Consider the following 17,930-nt stretch of genomic DNA (forward strand, 5'->3'; position numbering starts at 1 on the left):
AATTAAATATATTTAATAGTATAATGAAAAAAACTCATCGAGGTGGAGATATGGATCACAAACTGGAAATTTTCGTCACGACCGCTGAACAAAAAAGCTTTACGCGCGCAGCTGAACTATTGCATATGACACCTTCCGCGATCTCCTTAAGCATCAAAGCCTTGGAGAATAAATTAGGGGTCCGGCTGTTCGAGCGCAGCAATAAATACGTCCAATTAACTGAAGCCGGGCAAGTGATGTACGCTCAATCCAAAGAAATTCTTTTAAAATATGACCAATTAAAACTGGCGTTAACGGAACTCGAGCCATCAACGGCCATGCCTTTGTCGATCGGCGCCGCTTATACATTCGGCGAATACTTTTTGCCCGGCATCATCTACGCCTTCAGCAAGCGCCACCCGAATATCACGCCGAACATCACCATTCACAACTCGAAAACCATTATCGAGCAAATCCATAAGCAGGAACTCGATATCGGTTTTATTGTCGAGGGGGAAGCGAGCGGCAGCGATGTCGACACGAAATTGTTCACCGAAGAGGAGATGGTCATCATCGCACGCCCCAACCATCCGATCATCCGCCATTCCCAGGTCGACCGGCGTTTGCTTGAAGCGGAAACCTGGATCATCCGCGAACCCGGCTCCGGCACGCGCGATGTGACCGACAAGCTGTTCGCACAACTCGGCATTGCGCCGAAAAAAGTGATGAGCTTCGGCAGCTCCCAAACCATCAAAGAATCGGTCGCGCTCGGCCTCGGCATTTCCTATCTATCGGAATCCACCGTCAAAAGCGAAACAAAAACAGGATCGATCGGCGCCATTACGCTGGCCGATTTTCCGAACAAGAGCCGTTTCCATTACATCACTCATCGCGCGAGCTTCCATACACAAGCCGCCCAGCTGTTCTTGGACTTTCTCGACTCTTACGTTCTCGACGAAAAAGTATCGGTGCATACGAAAAAGGGAGTGGCAGACAAATAACCCTTCCCCGTCCCATAGAAAAAATGGCAAGAGGCTGAATGCCTCTTGCCATTTTCTTACGCAATATGTGTTTTATCGGCTTGCCCTGATTTCATGACTTGTCCCGGGAGCGTTCTGCCAAGCAATTTCTCCATATTGAGTGCAGCTTCAAGCAATTTCGGCAGCTCGCCGTCAACCGGCACGCCCATGAATTCGAACATATGAACCACATCTTCCAAAGAGACATTGCCGCTCGCACCTGGAGCAAACGGACAGCCCCCGATGCCCCCTAAAGCTGCGTCGAAATGGCGCATCCCCGCCTGATACGCCGCGTAGATATTCGCCAGGCCCATCCCTCTCGTATTGTGGAGATGCAGCCCGAAATAGTGTTGCGGATAATGTTTCTTAATCGTGGAGATGAATTCCGTCATCTGCACAGGATTCGCCATGCCGGTCGTATCGGCAATCGTGAATCGGCTGAGGCCGGCTGCTGTCAAAGTTTCGATATTGCCAAGGATTTTGTCGACTTCATACAAACCTTCGAACGGGCAGCCAAATGCTGTTGCTAGACTTACCGTTATCTTCGAAGAATCCATTAACTTCTGGATGTCTTTGACCCCTTCAATAGACTCACCGACCGTCTTCCTAACATTTTTCTGGTTGTGCGTTTCGCTGATGGACAATACGTAATTCACTTCATCCACGCCTGCTTCTAGTGCCAGCTCGGCACCTTTCACATTAGGCACGAGTGCAATCACTTCCACGCTTTCCCGGTTGATTCCTTTGATCACTTCACGTGCATCGCGCATTTGCGGAACGGCTTTCGGCGAAACAAATGAAGTCGCTTCGATGCGCGGAATCCCCGCTGCGATAATCTCGTTAATGACGTTGATTTTATCTTCGGTAGCGATCCAGTCCTTTTCCATTTGAAATCCGTCCCTGCCTGTCACATCGGTCATGATTACCTTATCGTCCATCACTTGATCCCTTCTTCCACTTTTACTCTGGGCAAAGTGAACAAATTATCGACTTCGCAATAATTTCCTGCCAGCCTGCCCAGCGGTTTGAGCTTTTCAAGGTCTACTTTATAATTGCCAAGATAATATTCATCCTGGATATGGTATTGAACAACTGTTCCCAAAATCAGATGATCGCTGCCAAGTTCGATGATTCGATCCAGCTCCAATTCGAAAGAAATCGGCGCTTCGCCTACACGCGGTGCTTGCACATTGATGCTCTCAAGCGGCGTTAGCCCTGCAGCTTCAAACTCATCCACCTCCGCAGGCAAATTATCCGAGCTAATGTGCATCTCGTCGCCCAGTGGGGAATTCACGATATTGACAACGAATTGCTTGGTGCTTCGGATATTCGACAAAGTGTCTTTAGTGGTTCCTTCCCTTTCGCCGACACCAGGACCAACTGAAATACATAATGTAGGCGGGTTTCGCGAGGCAACCGTAAAAAAGCTGAAAGGTGCTAAATTGCGGTTGCCGTCTTCGTCTATAGTAGAGACCCAAGCAATCGGCCGGGGCACAATCGATCCTGTCATCAATTTATAAGCTTTTTTCGTGTCTATGCTGCGCAAATCAATATTCATCCTTTTACACTCCCTTGTTATGCTGGGTTTCTTTATTTGCTAATCGCTTCGCCCATAAAAGCAGGACAATGACGAAAAGCAAAACGAAAGATAGAAAGAACCAGCCATAATTGAAATCTCCTGAGAGATCGACTATATAGCCGAATAGCGGCGGGCCGATGATCACGCCCCATGAACCGACCATTAAAGTGAAGCCGCTGGCAATTCCGGCCTGCTTGAAAGGCACAAGTTCCGTAGCCGCATTCATCCAGATTCCATTGAATCCTGAAATACAAAAGCCGAAAACGGCGACAACTGAAGCAATTGCCCAAAATGAAATCCCTTCAGGAAGCTGTGTGACCATTAAAGCAATGCCGATAGACAGCGCCGCGATGTAAACTAGCACAATCAAGCGTTGTCCCTTAAAAATCGTATCGCTGATGATTCCCCAGGCCACTCTCCCGAAAGAGCCGCTGACTTCTGAAATGACTAGCAGCATGCCCGCCAGCAGCAGGCTAAGCCCGAGTTGTTCATAAGCGAACAAGACGATATAGGTATTCAATATCAACTGGCTTCCGCTCAAGCCCATAGCGGCAATGCTGAGAAGAACGAGCGGTTTATGGCGAAACATGGCCCCGATCGATTCCTTTAAATAAGACCAGCTGATTTTTCTTTCCGGCTCATGTGGCTCGGCTGAGGGCGGATCCCGATAAAAACGATAAGCAAGCACGCCTGTCGCCATCAACAAAGCGCATGCTGCCAGTAATGCCATCCGCCATCCCCAAGCTGCTGCCAATGGCAATAGCAAAAGGGCCGAAAGAGCCGACCCTAATGTCACGCCCATTTGCTTGATGCCCATTGCCGTTCCACGCTTTTGTTGGAACCAGTGCAGAATCCCTTTATTGGACGTCGGATGCATCGTGCCGTAGCCTACTCCACCGATAGCGACCATCAACAGCACGAAAAAGTAATTACTGCTGATGGCCATCAGCATAAAAGCGCCGCCGAGGCCGAAAGACAAATACAGCAATAAGCGTTTGGAACCGATGCGGTCGACGATAAATCCTGCGGGTATGGATGCAATGGATTGGCCGAGGAACAAGGCAGCCGGCAGCATGCCGATCTGAGCCTTCGTCAGTGCCAGATCTTGCCCGATCAATACTCCGAGCGGCGCCAGGCTCCGGCCGATGAATGCGACCATCACCTGGGCAACAAGCAGCCATCCGAGCATGTGCCAGCGATTGATCGATTTAAATGGTTTCACAAGTGTAGAGTTGTCCATTTGATCGCCACATTCTTGTTCAGCATAAAGCAAAAGCGTTTATGCCAAATCGATTTTTTTGAGTTCCGCTTCTTTTTCGACCGTCAGCGGTACAAGGTACGAACCGACAACAGCGATAAAGAAGTTAGCAGCGAGTCCAATGACGCCGCCGTGGATGCCAAACACTGTCTTGTAGCCAGTCCATGTCAATACGCCTGCAATGATCGCTCCGGCCAACATGCCCCAGAATACAGGCTGTGCCGCCATGCGCTTCCAGTAAAGTCCCAAGACAAATGCCGGGAATACTTGGACGAGCAATTCAAATTTCAGCACGAAAATCTCATAAAGCGTTGCGGGCGGATTCCAAGCGATCCACAATAGCAAGCCAACCGCCACGACGCCGGTCACTTTCCCGACCATCACTTTTTTCTTCTCAGGAGCTTTTGGGTTGATGAAGCGGCCATAGATGTCATTGGAAACGATGGACGAGAAACTCAATAACACAGAGTCAGCCGTGGAGACAATCGCAGCTACGATCGCCCCGAAGAAAATGATCATGACCCAGTAAAAGAATCCGTTGATGCCGGCAATTTCATTCGCCATCAATCCGACCAATTGTTCAGAACCGGTTGTATCCAAGTTCGGAATGAGCGCGATGCCCAAAATCCCGATGACAAACACCAAGCCTGTCGTAATCGGCGGCATCCATGCCATACGCGAGAACGAGCGTTTCAATGTGCGTTCGCTGTCTGCTGCGAAGATCCGCTGCACGGCGTGAGGATAAATCGCCGCCCCGAGCCCGACCAACAGCAGCATGCTGAACCAATTAATTGACGTCATCATATCCGGAACCCCAAGTTTCGCGGGTTCATTCGTGGCGATGTACTGCGTTGCAGAAGAGATATCGCCCCCCACAAGATAGACTGCCCCGACCAGGAAAATGACAATCCCGACCATCAAAACCAAGCCTTGCATAACGTCAGTGAAGGCAACCGCTTTCATTCCGCCCAACCATTCGTAGATCAACATGACCAGCACAAAGGCGATCACTGCCACTTGATACGGAATCGTTCCTCCCGTCAAACTTGATGCCGCATGGCCAATCGCCACCAACTGTTCAAGCAGGTAGTTTCCAAGGCCCCAAAGCATGAGTACGACAGCCAGGATCGTCACCGATTTCGATTTGAAGCGATGCGCAATCCAGTCAGCCGGTGTAATGAAATTCATTTTCTTCGATACGACATACATGCGGGGAGCAAAGAGCAAATAGACCCCGATAATGATGGTCATGAAGGAAATCGACTGCAGCCAGGAAAAACCGGTGCGGTAAGCGGTCGGAGCATAGCCGATAATGGTATTCCCGCTGTACTGAGTGGCATAAAGCGTGAAGAACAGCGCCACAATCCCTAAGTTTTTCCCTGCCAGATAATAATTGCTCAAGCTGTCATGGAGCGTTTTGTCTCCACGGCCTGAGAAATAGCCGATCAATAGCATGACGATTGCATAAGCTGACAGAATCAATACGCCATCTAGGCCTGCAAACACCAAATCACTCATTTACTCTCCCCCTCTTCTCCGCTTCTTCTTCATCTTCCACAATATCCCATTCTTTCAGCGTCACCCAGCTTAAAAATCCGCATAAAATCAGCGAAAACGCCAAAATGATCAAGGCCCAATAAGGAACACCGAAAATCAAGGGTTCATAGGAGCCAACCGGCAAATACCAAGGGACGTTTCCGATCACAATCAACAATAAAGCGATCCAAATCCATTTTTTTCGAATCGGCTCTTTAATTTGTTTTTTCTCCATATCCGAAGCTCCTTTTAAATGCTGTATTTTGAACCTTCACCCTTATTGCAGGCTATAGTAAAGCCGGTGTTGTTGCTCGAATGCATCGATTTGCTCCTCATGCCGGATCGTTGCGGAAATTTCGTCCATCCCTTCAAGCAACATATGCTTTCGGTAGTCATCTACTTCAAAATGCTTTGTCATGCCGTTGGAATCTCGAATTTCCTGCGACTCCAAATCCACCGTCAAGGCATATTCGGGTTGTGCCGCAACTTTGCTAAACAGTTCTTCTATCTGTTCTTTAGGCAATTGGATTGGCAAAATGCCATTCTTGAAGCAGTTATTATAGAAGATATCCGCGAAAGAAGAAGCCAAAATAACGCGGAATCCATAGTCTTCAATTGCCCAGGGCGCATGCTCGCGCGACGAGCCGCAGCCGAAATTATCCCGCGTCAGCAAAACTGTCGCGTTGCGGTAGGGTTCGCGATTTAGAATAAACTCTTCATTTTCCGTGCCATCTTCATTGAAACGCCAATCGAAAAAGAGAAATTGCCCGTAGCCGCTTTTTTCGATACGTTTCAAAAATTGCTTTGGGATGATGGCATCTGTATCAATATTGGCACGGTCCAGCGGCATCAATGTACCCGTATGAGTTTTCAGCGCTTTCATCCTGTCACCCCTTCCCCGGTTCTAAGCGGCCAGTCCCGGACATCGGTAAAGCGGCCGGTAATTGCCGCGGCCGCAGCCATAGCTGGGCTGACCAAATGGCTTCTTGACTGGCGTCCTTGCCGGCCTTCAAAATTCCGGTTAGAAGTGGAAGCCACCCGTTCTCCAGGCTTAGCGATGTCTGGATTCATGCCGAGGCACATGGAGCATCCCGCATCCCGCCATTCGAATCCAGCATCTTTAAAGATGCGATCCAAGTTCTCGGTTTCAGCTTGTGCTTTCACTGCTTGGGAACCTGGAACGACCAGTGCCCGAATGCCGCCTTTTATGTGGTAGCCATTTACGACAGCCGCCGCTTCCCGCAAATCTTCAATGCGGCCATTGGTGCACGAGCCGATAAAGACCGTGTCGATCTCAATGTCTTTCATCCTTACTCCCGGTTCCAGCCCCATATACGCCAAAGCGCTTTCCGCGATTTTTCGCTGCTCTAAAGAAAGCTCTTCCAGCGAAGGCACTTGGCCATTCACTGAAACGACCATGCCGGGGTTGGTTCCCCATGTCACTTGGGGTTCTACTTTGCCACAATCAAATTCCACCACTTTATCGAATACCGCGTCTTCATCGCTGTACAATTTTTTCCATTCTGCTTGTGCTTGCTCCCACCGCTTACCTTCCGGGACATAGTGCTTGTCTGACAAATACGCAAATGTCGTGTCATCCGGCGCGATCATGCCTGCTCTTGCGCCAATTTCGATCGACATATTGCAGACAGTCATCCGCTCTTCCATCGACAGCTTGCGGATGGCTTCGCCGCGATATTCGATTGTGTAACCGGTTTCAAAATCATGCCCGTATCGCCCGATCAACGCCAAGATTAAGTCTTTCGCCGAAGTACCGGTCGGCAATTGCCCTTGGAATTCAATCGCCATCGTTTTGGATTTGCTTTGCTTCAAAGTTTGCGTGGCCAGCACATGTTCAACTTCGCTCGTGCCGATGCCAAATGCCAATGTGCCGAATGCCCCGTGCGTCGCCGTATGGCTGTCTCCGCAGACAATCGTCTGTCCTGGCTGCGTCAATCCGAGTTCGGGTGCAATGATATGGACGATGCCTTGCTGTTTATGGAAAAGATCGAAAAGTTTGATGCCAAAGTCTTCGCAGTTTTTACGCAACGCCTCTACCTGCTTTTGCGCAATTTCATCTTCAAAGGGCTGGTCGCGGTTAAGGGTCGGTATGCTATGGTCCATAGTCGCCAAAGTCCTGTCTGGCCTGCGCACGTTCCTGCCCGCTTGCCTTAAGCCGTCGAATGCTTGCGGGGAAGTTACTTCGTGCACTAGATGCAGATCGATGTAGAGAATATCCGGCTGCTCTGGCTGTTGGGCCACTACATGCCGGTCCCAAATTTTTTCATATAATGTCTTTCCCAAAACCCATCACTCCTTAAATGATTTCGCGCTCCTCCAGCTCTTTCAGTTTTTCTTCGCCATATTCCAAGATTTTTCCGTAAATGAGTGCATTGTCTTTTCCTGCCCGCTCCGCTCCAACGTGCTTCACTTCACCTGGCGTCCTGCTCAATTTCGGGACGACTCCAGGCATTGGGAATTCGCCGAGTGTCGGATGTTCCCGCTTGATGATCATTTCGCGTGCTTGATAATGGGGGTCTTCGACAATGTCTTTGGCGGTATAGATCAATCCGGAGGGTACGCCTTTTTCCGCTAAAATTTCGAGCGCCACTTGCGTATCTTGCTGCTTCGTCCAGGCTTCGATGAGTTCATCCAGCTCCGTCATGTTCTCGCTTCTGGCGTGATGGGTGTTGTACTTCGGATTGTCGAACAGCTCCGGCTCGCCCATCGCTTCGCATAGACGCTTAAAGACTCCGTTGGCATTGGCGCCGATGACGATATACGTATCGTCTTTTGTTTTATAGATATTTGATGGCGCGACACCCGGCAAAATATTGCCCATCCGCTCGCGCACATAGCCCGCCAGCAAATAATCCGGAATGGTGCTTTCCATTACAGAAAAGACCGATTCATAAATGGCCGTATCGACCACCTGCCCTTTTCCGGAATGATGACGCTCATGAAGTGCCGTCAGTGTTCCGATGGTGGCAAATAGCGCGGCCAGCGTGTCTCCAATAGAAATTCCGATGCGCGAAGGTGCACGATCGGGAAAGCCCGTAACGTTTCGGATGCCGCCCATCGCTTCGCCAACACTGCCGAATCCAGCTCTTTCTTTATAAGGGCCGGTTTGGCCATATCCAGACGTTCTCGTCATGATGATGCCCGGATTGATTTCAGCTAATTGCTCGTAGGAAAGGTTCCATTTCTCCATGGTTCCAGGACGGAAATTCTCAATGATGATGTCGGCATTTTTAACCAACTCTTTAAAAATCTCCTGTCCTTCCGCCGTCCGCAGGTTCAAGGTCACTGATTTTTTATTGCGCGACTGGATCGGCCACCACAAGCCTTCTCCATCTTTTTGCTGCCCCCATTCGCGCAGCGGATCCGCTTTATCAGGCGCTTCGATTTTAATGATTTCTGCTCCAAAATCCCCGAGCATCCTTCCCGTAAATGGGCCGGCAAGCAAGGTGCCCAATTCCAGGACGCGAACTCCCTGCAGCGGCAGCCTGTCTTCTTGTTGTGGTTCGCCTTGGATATCGATCGTTTCTTGTAGGTTTGTCATATGTGGCACCCCCATTTGTTTTTTGCATTGTATCCAATCTGTCCGTTTTCCACATCTGCTCCAGTAAGCAAAACACTCCCTGATGAACGAAAGGCATTGATGCGGCGTGATTCTATTAACACGGATAAATTTTCGGATAATTAGCAATTGATAAAAAAATAACACATTGTATACAATATGGTCAATGCTCTTTAACAATTAAATTTTAATTCTTTAGCTGATTCCTTTAAATCCAACAAACATACCTCTACTAAAACTGATACGTTTGTCTCTAAAACCGCTTTTGTATACAATAAAATAAGAGGTGTTGAAAATGAACGCATACGAAATGATAAAAAATGAAATCATCATCGGCAAATTGCCTCCTGGCCAGCGTTTGACGGAAGAGGCATTGGCTGAACGCTTTCAAGTCAGCAGGACCCCGGTAAGAGAAGCGATTAAACAGCTTGAATCAGACGGCCTTATCACCCCATTCCAACGCCGGGGCTACACAGTCCGTGAATTCACCATCCAAGACATTCGCCAAATCTATAATGTGCGGGCACTGCTAGAAAGTTACGGCACGAGCGAAGCCGCCCTTTACCGGACAGATGAAGATTTAGAAAAAATCCACAATAAAAATTTAGCCTATGAAAAAGCGATCAATGAATTGGACCGCGAGGACATATACTCAATCCGCAGCTTGCAGCAAGCGAACCAAGCGTTTCACGAAGAGATTTACAAAGCTACCAAGAACGAGTACCTGATGTCGCTTATCTCCAAAGTAGTAGTGGTGCCACTCATTTTCCGCTCCTTCTATTGGTATAACGAAAACCAATTGATGCGCTCATTGGATGTTCATAACACCATTTGGAAGGCGATCGAAAATCAAGAACCGGAGCGTGCGAAAATTGCCATGCAAGAACATATTTACCAAGGGCGGGATGATGTATTGAAGCAATTGAGCAATCCTGAATTGGAAATATGGAAAGAGAACGTTCAATAACGGTTGCCGAGAAGGCAATAATAATCAAAAACCCAAAAAGAGACAGCCCTGGGCTGTCTCTTTTTGGGTTTAATTGAAATCCCGCTCCGTTTCAAATTCACGGCAGGTATCATACACTTTTTCGTCGCCGTCAAACGCGGCCAACTCACTCGTCACGTAAAACTTCTTTTCATCAGCCCACATTGTACTGGTGGATTCTAGACGGGTCTGCCATTCCCCTCGGCCAAGCGTCAAGGTCCAGTCGCAAACCACTTTTGCAGACAACGGATCTCCTTCCACAATCCGATAGACATTACGGTTAGTGCTGCCGTATTCCAAGCCGTTCGATGGCAATCGACGGCATCCTTCGTCCGAGAAGTCTTCCAGCAGCCACTCATTGGTGACGGTGTCATGCCGGATGGCACGGGTACGCCCAGCTTCGCGCAGCACTTCACGGTCCAGCACTGCTGCTGTTTCCGGTTGCTCAAAAGGAGAATGTTCTCTTGAAGGAATCTCCTTGTGGTAAACCGGAAGCGTTAGTTTTGTCTCTGCGTCTTTGATTAATAAGACATTTGCTTCTTCTGCCGAAGGCCAAGCGTGCGGCCAATAATTCGGTGAAATCGAAACTTGCAGACGATGGCCTTTCGGTACTTTATAGCCGATTGCATCCAGTTCGATGGTAGCTGTAAAAGCTTCTCCGGCCGGTACGTCTTCCGGAAATTCATGGCTGTTTCGATGCGTCAGGTTCAATTGCCCCCAGCTGATCAGCTTGGAAGTCCCAAATGGTGAAAGTTCGCTCAATCGCACCGCCAAGTTACCGCGTGTCTGATCGCTCTTCAGCTTCACTGTCATAACCGGAAACCCAAGTATCGGCAAGTCTTGTCCCAGCTCCGCGCTGGTGAAAGTATTGGACAAGCCATTTTCGATGCCTTGGTCCGATGGCATATCTCCTTGTTGTCCGAACGGGCAAAAGACGCCCGCATACAAACCATGATGCTGGTGGTTTTTCAGCCACTCTTGACCTTCAGCCGGTGCTTCAGCCAAATCGAGATCTCCCAAATAAAAGTTTCGATCTTCTGTGTTGGGGGTCGGCCACGCTTGCTCTTCCACCCATTCTCCCGGCCGCACATCATAATCCGTTTTCGGCGGCACTGCATCCTGCATCCACAAACGGACCGGCGCTTCTTCCATAATGCCCGTGTCTTCCTGTTTCAACCACTGGTCCCACCAGCGGAGACATTCCTGAAGAAATCCGATTTGCGGCCCTGGCACAGCGACTTCCGGGTATTCATGCGCCCACGGGCCGATTAATGCTTTTTTCGGGCCTTTCAAGTTTTTCATCATGCGAAAGATCGCGTTTGTATAGCCATCCGCCCATCCTCCGACTGCGTAGACCGGAATTTGGACATCCTCGTAATTTTCACAGATCGAGCCATGTTTCCAATACGCGTCACGCCGCTGGTGGCGCATCCATTCTTCCACGAAAGGCGGCGTCTTCTCCAGACGTTCCAGCCATTTTTCACGCCACCCTTCCCCGACATGTGCCGGGTCTGCCGGGCGCGCATTGTAAGCAAGCATCGTCGAAGCCCACCACAGCATATCCGAAGCGAGCACTGCGCCTCCCTTATAATGGACATCGTCTGCATAGCGGTCATCAGTCGAGCACAAGGTGATGATGGCCTTTAATGCCGGATGCTGGCGAGTGGCCACTTGAAGGCCGTTGAAACCTCCCCAGGATTTCCCGATCATCCCGACCGCGCCGTTTGACCAGTCTTGAGCAGAGATCCAATCCAATATTTCAAGTGCATCGTCCTGTTCCTGCTTGGCATACTCATCGTACATGATGCCTTCCGAATCACCGCAGCCGCGCATATCCACACGGATGCTTGCATAGCCATGGCCGGCAAAATACGGATGCCGCAATGAATCGCGCAAAGCGGTGAATTCGTTTTTCCGATACGGCAAGTATTCAAGCACCGCGGGCACCTTAAGCTTGGTTGCCGCTTTTGGCATCCAAATTTTCGCAGACAGCCTGACACCATCAGACATCGGAATCCACAAGTGATCCGTCACTTCCACTTCATGTGGAAATTCTTCTTTCACTTTGCGCGTGCTTTCCCTTACGTTAAAGACCATTATTTTTCCGCTCCTTTACCCATCTGTTCGGGATAATCTTCTTTCAGCCATTTCAACAATGAAGCCGTCAATAAGCCATACAGCAAGATGACCGGTACCGAGACGATGACCGAGGAGGTTTGAATGACGTTCAACCCGCCGATCAATAACAGCGAGATGGCAAGTGCCGCCAGCACCATTCCCCAAAGCATGCGATTCCAGCGTGCAGGCTCTTGCCCTGCCGACAGCTCTTTTGTCGTGATCGATGCAAGGATATAAGTCGCTGAATCCAATGAAGTCGCCAAGAAGATAAAGCCAAGAACAGCAAAGAATGGCAGTACCAAAAAGCTCAGCGGCAAGCTCTTCAAAATTTCAACGATTGCCGCCGGGTCGCCGCTTTCACTCATCACGCCTAAGACATCAAGTGCTCCGCTCAATTGCAAATTCAAGCTATAGCCGCCAAATATCCCGAAGTACAGCCAGCTGCCGACCGAGCCCCATAAGAGAATGTGCGTAATCAATTCACGGATGGTGCGGCCGCGTGAAATCCGGGCGACAAATAATCCGATAAACGGTGCTGTTGCCGCAAACCATGCCCAATAGAAGACCGTCCAGCTTTGTGGGAATCCACCTTGATTGATTGGGTCTGTCGAGAAGCTCATGAAAGCGAAGTTTTGCAGCATCAGCCCGAAACTATTCGTAAAGTTCGATAAGATGAACAGTGTCGGCCCTGCCAATAAGACAAATATCGCCAAGCCAAGCGCTAAATAAACATTCCAGTCACTGAGCTTGCGTATGCCTTTATAAAGCCCGACGTACGCACTGGCACTGTAAATGACGACCCAAACCGCGATGATGATAATGCTCAAAGTGAGCGATTGGGCGACGCCGAAAATTTCACCGATGACTGCGGACACCATCGGCACACCAAGGCCTAGTGAAGTTCCAAGCCCTCCAACCAAACTCCAAATCACGAGAATATCAATGATTTTGCCAAGCCAGCCATCTGCATGTTTACCTAAAATGCCACGGCACGCCGAACTGATTTTCAACGAATGATTCTTCTTGACGAAAAACGAGTAGGCGATGGTCACTGTCGGCAAAGCATATAACGACCAAGCCGAAATACCCCAATGGAACAATCCGTAAGTAACGGCCCATTCCGCTGCCTGGCTGCTGTTCGGCTCATAGCCAAACGGCGGTCCCATATAGTAATACATCGGTTCCATCATCGACCAGAACATAATGCTTGTGCCCATCCCCGCACAAAACAGCATGGCTCCCCAACTAAAGGTCGAGAACTCAGGAGGTTCCTCCCCCAAACGCACTTTTCCATATTTACTGAAGACTAGATACATGAGCAATACAAATAAGCCAAATGTCAGAAATTGAAACGCCCAGTCCAAATTGTAAGTGATGCCAGTCAACATGGTGTTCAGCACAGGTTCTGCCGTATCCCTGAAAAGAACCAACGCCAAAGTTGCGACAACAATGACTCCCAACGAAGACCAAAACACCACCGGATCGATTTTTACTTTATTCATCCAATTCCCCCTTGAATTATTAATCAAGATTAATTTATAATCATGATTACTTTTTTTACTATGTTTAGGTTAGCATGGTAGTATAAAAGAAATCAACAGTCGTTTAGGCAGATCGCATATGACAGAAATGGTGGAGTTGGATATGGAGAAACGAAATTTAAAAAAACGGAGAATGTGGACTTATTTTATCGACGCAACAGAGGAATTGATCCAAGCTGAAGGATTTCGCCACGTTACGATAAGGAAAGTCGCCGATAAAGCAGGTTATAACAGCGCTACTATCTATAATTACTTTGATGATTTATCCCATTTGCTGTTTTTTGCTTCCTTGAAGTTCATGCGTCCCTATATCGAAACGGTGACTGCAGAAATGGAAAAAGCAGACGATCCCATCGAGAAATACCTCGCTGCATGGGATTGCTTCAGCCGCTACTCATTTTCAATGCCAGAAATTTTCAACGCCGTTTTCCTGATGGACCTTGGGGATCATCCCGAGAACATGCTGGCGCATTATTACGAATTGTATCCAATGGACTTGGTGACGGTTCCTGATGAACTGCTGCCAGGGTTGAAGAAACGCAGCTTAACGGACCGCGGCCGTTATGCCATCCACTTTATCGTAGAATCCGGTTTGCTCGATGAGCAGCAAGCCGAGGAATTGAATGAACTGACTAACCTGGTGTGGCAAGGGATGTTTTCAAACTACTTGAATCACCGAAATGACTACAGCCCGGAAGAAGCACAAGAACGGGTCATGGCCTATATCCGCGATATCGTCCAGATGAAAGTGAATTGACGAAGCAACTTTTAAAACCGGAAATCCCTCACGTACCGAGGTGTTTCCGGTTTTCTTATATCCCCATAATTATATTGCCTGAAATAGCATTTATCTGGCTAAAAGAGAGAAAATAACAGTTGAGACAGAATATTTCAGAATAGTTGAAATTCCTTTTCTGCAAAGCCTTAAAGCCGCATGAACACTGGATTACAAGCACCTCTACTCTCTCCCAAACATAGAATCTCTCCTTCAAACCAATAATTTTCTCCCTTAGTGAAAAATGAGCATATACTCCCAATCTAAGTTGTTGTTTTTTGAAAACGCTTACTTTGAAACACCTGTTTCATTCCTTTTTCATTAAAAACAAGCGATTTTTAGCTCCTTTAGAGCGTGAATCTACACTCGCCATTAATAGCGATATCATTTTCTTATTAGATTAGTTTTTCTATTCTGAAAATTAGTTTGTCGAAATAGTGAAAAGCATGTATTCTCGAAAGAACAGTTGCACTCACAAAGGAGGAATTTCACAATGAAGACTAACAAAAACAGATGGCTGATTGCTTTATCCGCCATCGCGATCCAATTGTCGATCGGAGCGGCTTATGCTTACAGCGTCTATACGAAACCCATCAGCGAAACGATGGGCTGGTCTCCAACAGAAATCACTTACGCCTTCACGATCATGATGGCACTCGGCGGGATTTCCGCTGCGTTCTTCGGCGGCTTCGTCGAAAAGAACGGGCCCCGGAAATCCGCCATGGTGGCGGCCTTCTTGTTCGGCCTCGGACAAGCTGGCGCTGGATTCGCGACTCAAATCGATTCACTCGTACTGTTCCTGCTTACATACGGATTCATGAGCGGGATGGGGCTCGGTGTCGGGTATATTGCGCCGATTTCGACACTCGTTAAATGGTTTCCTGACCGCCGCGGCCTCGCGACTGGCATGGCCGTCATGGGCTTTGGCGCCGGTGCACTCATCACCGCACCGGTTGCAGCGAGCTTGATTGCTTCTGTCGGCGTAACGACTACTTTCTATATTCTTGGGATCAGCTATTTCATCTTGATTTCACTCGGCGCTTCCTATATCGCACCGCCGCCTGAAGGGTTCATGCCTAAAGGAATGGAAGCGGACCTTGCTTCCGGCAAAAAAGTCATGAAAAAAGACTTGGCACAACTGACAGCCAGGCAAGCCGTGAAAACACGCCGCTTCTGGATGCTGTGGACGATGATGCTTATCAACGTGAGCGCCGGGATCATGATTATTTCGGTCGCTTCTCCAATGGCTCAGGAACTGGTCGGTTTGACGGCAGCAGGTGCCGCGACACTTGTCGGCATCATGGGGATTTTCAACGGCGGCGGACGCCTCGGTTGGGCCGCGATTTCCGATTATATCGGGCGCCCGACTGTGTTCATGATGTTCTTCATCATTCAGATCGTCGCTTTCGTCATGCTTCCGGGCATCACGAACGTCATCATTTTCCAAGTATTCATCTTGCTCATCGTTTCCTGCTACGGCGGCGGCTTTTCGAACTTGCCGGCGTTTATCGGCGACATGTTCGGCACAAGACAGCTTGGCGCCATCCACGGTTATTTACTGACGACTTGGTCTCTCGGTGGCATCATCGGGCCGGCAATCGTTTCACAAGTCTATGCTGCAACTAACAGCTATGTACCCGTCTTCTATATCTTCATCGGATTGATCTCCGTTGCGCTCGTCTTGTCCATCTTGATCCGCATGGACATCCGCCGCGTGGAACGCAATTACGAAAACGACGACAAGGTCCAAGCGACCCAGCAAGCCGTTTCTTCTTAAAACGAATGAAAGCCCTGGAAAAGGAATTCCTTTTCCAGGGCTTTTTGTGTTTCCTACTATAATAACATCATCCAATTCAGTTCTATTGAAAGAACGGGTTGCCGCGCTGGCCAACCCATAAGTCGCTTTGTTCGATCTGTTTCGCCAATTGGAGCAAGCGATGCTCTTCTCCTTTTTGCGCCATCACTTGGACGCCGATCGGCAAGTTCGCCTCGGTCACATGAAGCGGCAAAGACATCGCCGGCTGGCCGGTCAAATTCGCCAGCTGCGTAAACGGCGTGTAGCTGAGGCTCGGCAAGAACATTGCATAGATCAGTTCTTGCTGATCGGTGGTATCACGCGCCATGTCGAGTGCTTGCAATAAGCGCGTACGCGATTCTTTAGAATGGCTTAATTCGCCGATTTCTGGGGCAGGGTGCGCTGTCGCGGGAGTAATGTAGAAATCAAAACGCGCGTGCAATTCTGCCATTTTCGCGGCAGCTGCGTCCCATGCGGCAAGGCTCGCGGAATAATCGGCGGCTGAAACCCGTTTGCCGGCAGTCGCCAAAAGCCAGGACTCAATTTCCATATCGTCTTCTGACAAGCGCCGGCCGAATGTTTTCTCGAGGTTTTTCTGAAGCAGCGCCATTTCTCCGCTGTTCATCAAATAATACTCGCGCATCAATTGGATGCCGTCGATATCAGGAGCTTGTTCTTCGACTCTATGCCCTTGCCCTTCAAGCCAGCGCACCGTCTTCAGCACGGCTTGTTTCGCATCTTCTGACACCAGCGTTCCGACAGGCGATTCCAGCGAGAACGCGATCGTCAGCGGCTCGCTAAACTCCCGGTTCAGCTGCTCCGTATATTTCCCAGTGAATAGCGGTGTTTGAAACGCGGCTTCCGGCTGGACGACCTGCAATGCATCGAGCAGCGCAGCGCTGTCCCGCACCGTCCGGCTTAGCGCAAAGTCGATCGATGCCCCTTGCCATTGCCGTCCGGCTCCCGGTCCGACTGGCGTTCTGCCGCGTGTCGGCTTGAGCCCAAACAAACCCGTGAATGATGCAGGGATGCGAATCGAGCCGCCACCGTCGCTGGCCCCTGCGACGGGCACAATGCCAGATGCGACAGCGGCCGCCGCCCCACCGCTCGACCCGCCTGGTGAATGATCCGTATTCCACGGATTGTGCGTCGGGCCGAACAGCTCCGGTTCTGAAATATTCTTCAAGCCGAATTCCGGCGTATTCGTGTGCCCAATCGGGATAAGCCCGGCCGCTTTCAAGCGCGCGACGAAATGAGAATCGCGTTCCGGGCGGAAGTCTGCCAGCAATTTCGATCCTGCACTCAAGCGCTGTCCTGCGAGTGCCTGCGAGATATTCTTCAAGGCAACCGGCACACCACCGAAGATGCCGTTTCCTCCATTCTCCGCATCCAGCAAGGCCTGCTCGTGGCGCTCAGCTGTGAAAGCATGGAGTTTCGGCTCCACTTCATCCAAGCGCTGAAAGCTCAGTTCCACCAATTCTCTTGGGTTAACTTCCCCTTTTTTCACCAATCCCGCAAGCGCTGTCGCGTCTAGCGATAAGTATGTTTTCATATCCATTCCGTATGCCCCCGTTTCCGTTAGATCAGTCCCGTTGTTTCTCATTCTCAAGTGTAGCATTTCCTGAGACTGGCAAATAGCCAAGGGGTCGATGAGACTTTGGGAAGCTTTCGAACTAAGCGCTTCCATTTGTTATCTAAAATATAACGAAAATGGACACATTTAAAACAAGTTTCCCCCTAAAACCGTTGACTTTAATACATGGCT

General features: G+C 49.4%; 15 protein-coding genes. 4 read left to right on the top strand and 11 right to left on the bottom strand.

Annotated features, from left to right (window positions below; all coding sequences use genetic code 11):
* Positions 1–50 precede the first annotated feature (50 nt).
* Positions 51–980, top strand: a complete 930-nt coding sequence (locus tag AUC31_RS14950; RefSeq protein WP_058382424.1) for a LysR family transcriptional regulator — start codon at positions 51–53, stop codon at positions 978–980.
* A gap of 56 nt (positions 981–1,036) precedes the next feature.
* Here the strand turns inward: AUC31_RS14950 and AUC31_RS14955 are convergent, their stop codons facing one another.
* From AUC31_RS14955 to AUC31_RS14990, 8 genes are read right to left on the bottom strand one after another with little or no spacing between them, the layout of a single operon-like run.
* Positions 1,037–1,936 (bottom strand): hydroxymethylglutaryl-CoA lyase, encoded by a 900-nt coding sequence (locus AUC31_RS14955; protein WP_058382423.1) that lies wholly within the window; start codon positions 1,934–1,936, stop codon positions 1,037–1,039.
* The gene (locus AUC31_RS14960) at positions 1,936–2,556 is read right to left on the bottom strand and encodes a flavin reductase family protein (protein WP_058382422.1); all 621 of its coding nucleotides are present in this window, start codon (positions 2,554–2,556) and stop codon (positions 1,936–1,938) included. Before AUC31_RS14960 ends, AUC31_RS14955 begins: the two co-directional genes overlap by 1 nt.
* 4 nt (positions 2,557–2,560) lie before the next feature.
* Complete coding sequence (locus tag AUC31_RS14965; RefSeq protein WP_058382421.1) at positions 2,561–3,817, bottom strand: MFS transporter; 1,257 nt, start codon at positions 3,815–3,817, stop codon at positions 2,561–2,563.
* A gap of 39 nt (positions 3,818–3,856) precedes the next feature.
* Positions 3,857–5,353 carry a sodium:solute symporter family protein gene (locus tag AUC31_RS14970; protein WP_058382420.1) on the bottom strand — a complete coding sequence of 499 codons (1,497 nt, stop codon included), beginning with the start codon at positions 5,351–5,353 and terminating at the stop codon, positions 3,857–3,859.
* Entirely contained in the window at positions 5,346–5,606 is a 261-nt protein-coding gene (locus AUC31_RS14975) for a hypothetical protein (RefSeq protein WP_058382419.1), read from the bottom strand. The genes AUC31_RS14970 and AUC31_RS14975 overlap by 8 nt, the downstream gene beginning before the upstream one ends.
* A 42-nt stretch (positions 5,607–5,648) precedes the next feature.
* Positions 5,649–6,254, bottom strand: coding sequence for a 3-isopropylmalate dehydratase small subunit (leuD, locus tag AUC31_RS14980; protein ID WP_058382418.1), 606 nt, complete (start codon positions 6,252–6,254; stop codon positions 5,649–5,651).
* A complete protein-coding gene (gene leuC / locus AUC31_RS14985; protein ID WP_058382417.1) occupies positions 6,251–7,675 on the bottom strand; it encodes a 3-isopropylmalate dehydratase large subunit in 1,425 nt (474 codons plus the stop codon). The genes leuD and leuC overlap by 4 nt, the downstream gene beginning before the upstream one ends.
* A gap of 13 nt (positions 7,676–7,688) precedes the next feature.
* Positions 7,689–8,933, bottom strand: coding sequence for a CaiB/BaiF CoA transferase family protein (locus AUC31_RS14990; RefSeq protein WP_058382416.1), 1,245 nt, complete (start codon positions 8,931–8,933; stop codon positions 7,689–7,691).
* 313 nt (positions 8,934–9,246) lie between these two features.
* Here AUC31_RS14990 and AUC31_RS14995 point away from each other — a divergent pair, with 313 nt between their 5' ends.
* Complete coding sequence (locus AUC31_RS14995) at positions 9,247–9,918, top strand: GntR family transcriptional regulator (RefSeq protein ID WP_058382415.1); 672 nt, start codon at positions 9,247–9,249, stop codon at positions 9,916–9,918.
* Between the two features lie 69 nt (positions 9,919–9,987).
* On the opposite strand, the gene AUC31_RS15000 is transcribed toward AUC31_RS14995, so the two are convergent.
* Positions 9,988–12,033 (bottom strand): CocE/NonD family hydrolase, encoded by a 2,046-nt coding sequence (locus tag AUC31_RS15000; protein WP_058382414.1) that lies wholly within the window; start codon positions 12,031–12,033, stop codon positions 9,988–9,990.
* Positions 12,033–13,556, bottom strand: a complete 1,524-nt coding sequence (locus AUC31_RS15005) for a BCCT family transporter (protein WP_058382413.1) — start codon at positions 13,554–13,556, stop codon at positions 12,033–12,035. Before AUC31_RS15005 ends, AUC31_RS15000 begins: the two co-directional genes overlap by 1 nt.
* A 118-nt stretch (positions 13,557–13,674) precedes the next feature.
* Here AUC31_RS15005 and AUC31_RS15010 point away from each other — a divergent pair, with 118 nt between their 5' ends.
* Together AUC31_RS15010 and AUC31_RS15015 are read left to right on the top strand one after the other, a co-directional pair.
* Positions 13,675–14,352, top strand: a complete 678-nt coding sequence (locus AUC31_RS15010; RefSeq protein WP_237150641.1) for a TetR/AcrR family transcriptional regulator — start codon at positions 13,675–13,677, stop codon at positions 14,350–14,352.
* 511 nt (positions 14,353–14,863) lie between these two features.
* Entirely contained in the window at positions 14,864–16,147 is a 1,284-nt protein-coding gene (locus tag AUC31_RS15015; protein WP_058382412.1) for an L-lactate MFS transporter, read from the top strand.
* An 82-nt stretch (positions 16,148–16,229) separates the two neighbouring features.
* Here AUC31_RS15015 and AUC31_RS15020 read toward each other — a convergent pair whose 3' ends face one another.
* Entirely contained in the window at positions 16,230–17,723 is a 1,494-nt protein-coding gene (locus AUC31_RS15020; protein WP_058382411.1) for an amidase, read from the bottom strand.
* Positions 17,724–17,930 lie beyond the last annotated feature (207 nt).

The sequence above is a fragment of the Planococcus rifietoensis genome (assembly GCF_001465795.2).
Taxonomy (GTDB): Bacteria; Bacillota; Bacilli; order Bacillales_A; family Planococcaceae; genus Planococcus; species Planococcus rifietoensis.

Excerpts from the sequence above, each read along its gene's own strand:
- AUC31_RS14950 (WP_058382424.1), top strand. The coding sequence starts at position 51 with ATGGATCACAAACTGGAAATTTTCGTCACGACCGCTGAACAAAAAAGC.
- AUC31_RS14955 (WP_058382423.1), bottom strand. The coding sequence starts at position 1,936 with ATGGACGATAAGGTAATCATGACCGATGTGACAGGCAGGGACGGATTT.
- AUC31_RS14960 (WP_058382422.1), bottom strand. The coding sequence starts at position 2,556 with ATGAATATTGATTTGCGCAGCATAGACACGAAAAAAGCTTATAAATTG.
- AUC31_RS14965 (WP_058382421.1), bottom strand. The coding sequence starts at position 3,817 with ATGGACAACTCTACACTTGTGAAACCATTTAAATCGATCAATCGCTGG.
- AUC31_RS14970 (WP_058382420.1), bottom strand. The coding sequence starts at position 5,353 with ATGAGTGATTTGGTGTTTGCAGGCCTAGATGGCGTATTGATTCTGTCA.
- AUC31_RS14975 (WP_058382419.1), bottom strand. The coding sequence starts at position 5,606 with ATGGAGAAAAAACAAATTAAAGAGCCGATTCGAAAAAAATGGATTTGG.
- leuD (WP_058382418.1), bottom strand. The coding sequence starts at position 6,254 with ATGAAAGCGCTGAAAACTCATACGGGTACATTGATGCCGCTGGACCGT.
- AUC31_RS14990 (WP_058382416.1), bottom strand. The coding sequence starts at position 8,933 with ATGACAAACCTACAAGAAACGATCGATATCCAAGGCGAACCACAACAA.
- AUC31_RS14995 (WP_058382415.1), top strand. The coding sequence starts at position 9,247 with ATGAACGCATACGAAATGATAAAAAATGAAATCATCATCGGCAAATTG.
- AUC31_RS15000 (WP_058382414.1), bottom strand. The coding sequence starts at position 12,033 with ATGGTCTTTAACGTAAGGGAAAGCACGCGCAAAGTGAAAGAAGAATTT.
- AUC31_RS15005 (WP_058382413.1), bottom strand. The coding sequence starts at position 13,556 with ATGAATAAAGTAAAAATCGATCCGGTGGTGTTTTGGTCTTCGTTGGGA.
- AUC31_RS15010 (WP_237150641.1), top strand. The coding sequence starts at position 13,675 with ATGACAGAAATGGTGGAGTTGGATATGGAGAAACGAAATTTAAAAAAA.
- AUC31_RS15015 (WP_058382412.1), top strand. The coding sequence starts at position 14,864 with ATGAAGACTAACAAAAACAGATGGCTGATTGCTTTATCCGCCATCGCG.
- AUC31_RS15020 (WP_058382411.1), bottom strand. The coding sequence starts at position 17,723 with ATGGATATGAAAACATACTTATCGCTAGACGCGACAGCGCTTGCGGGA.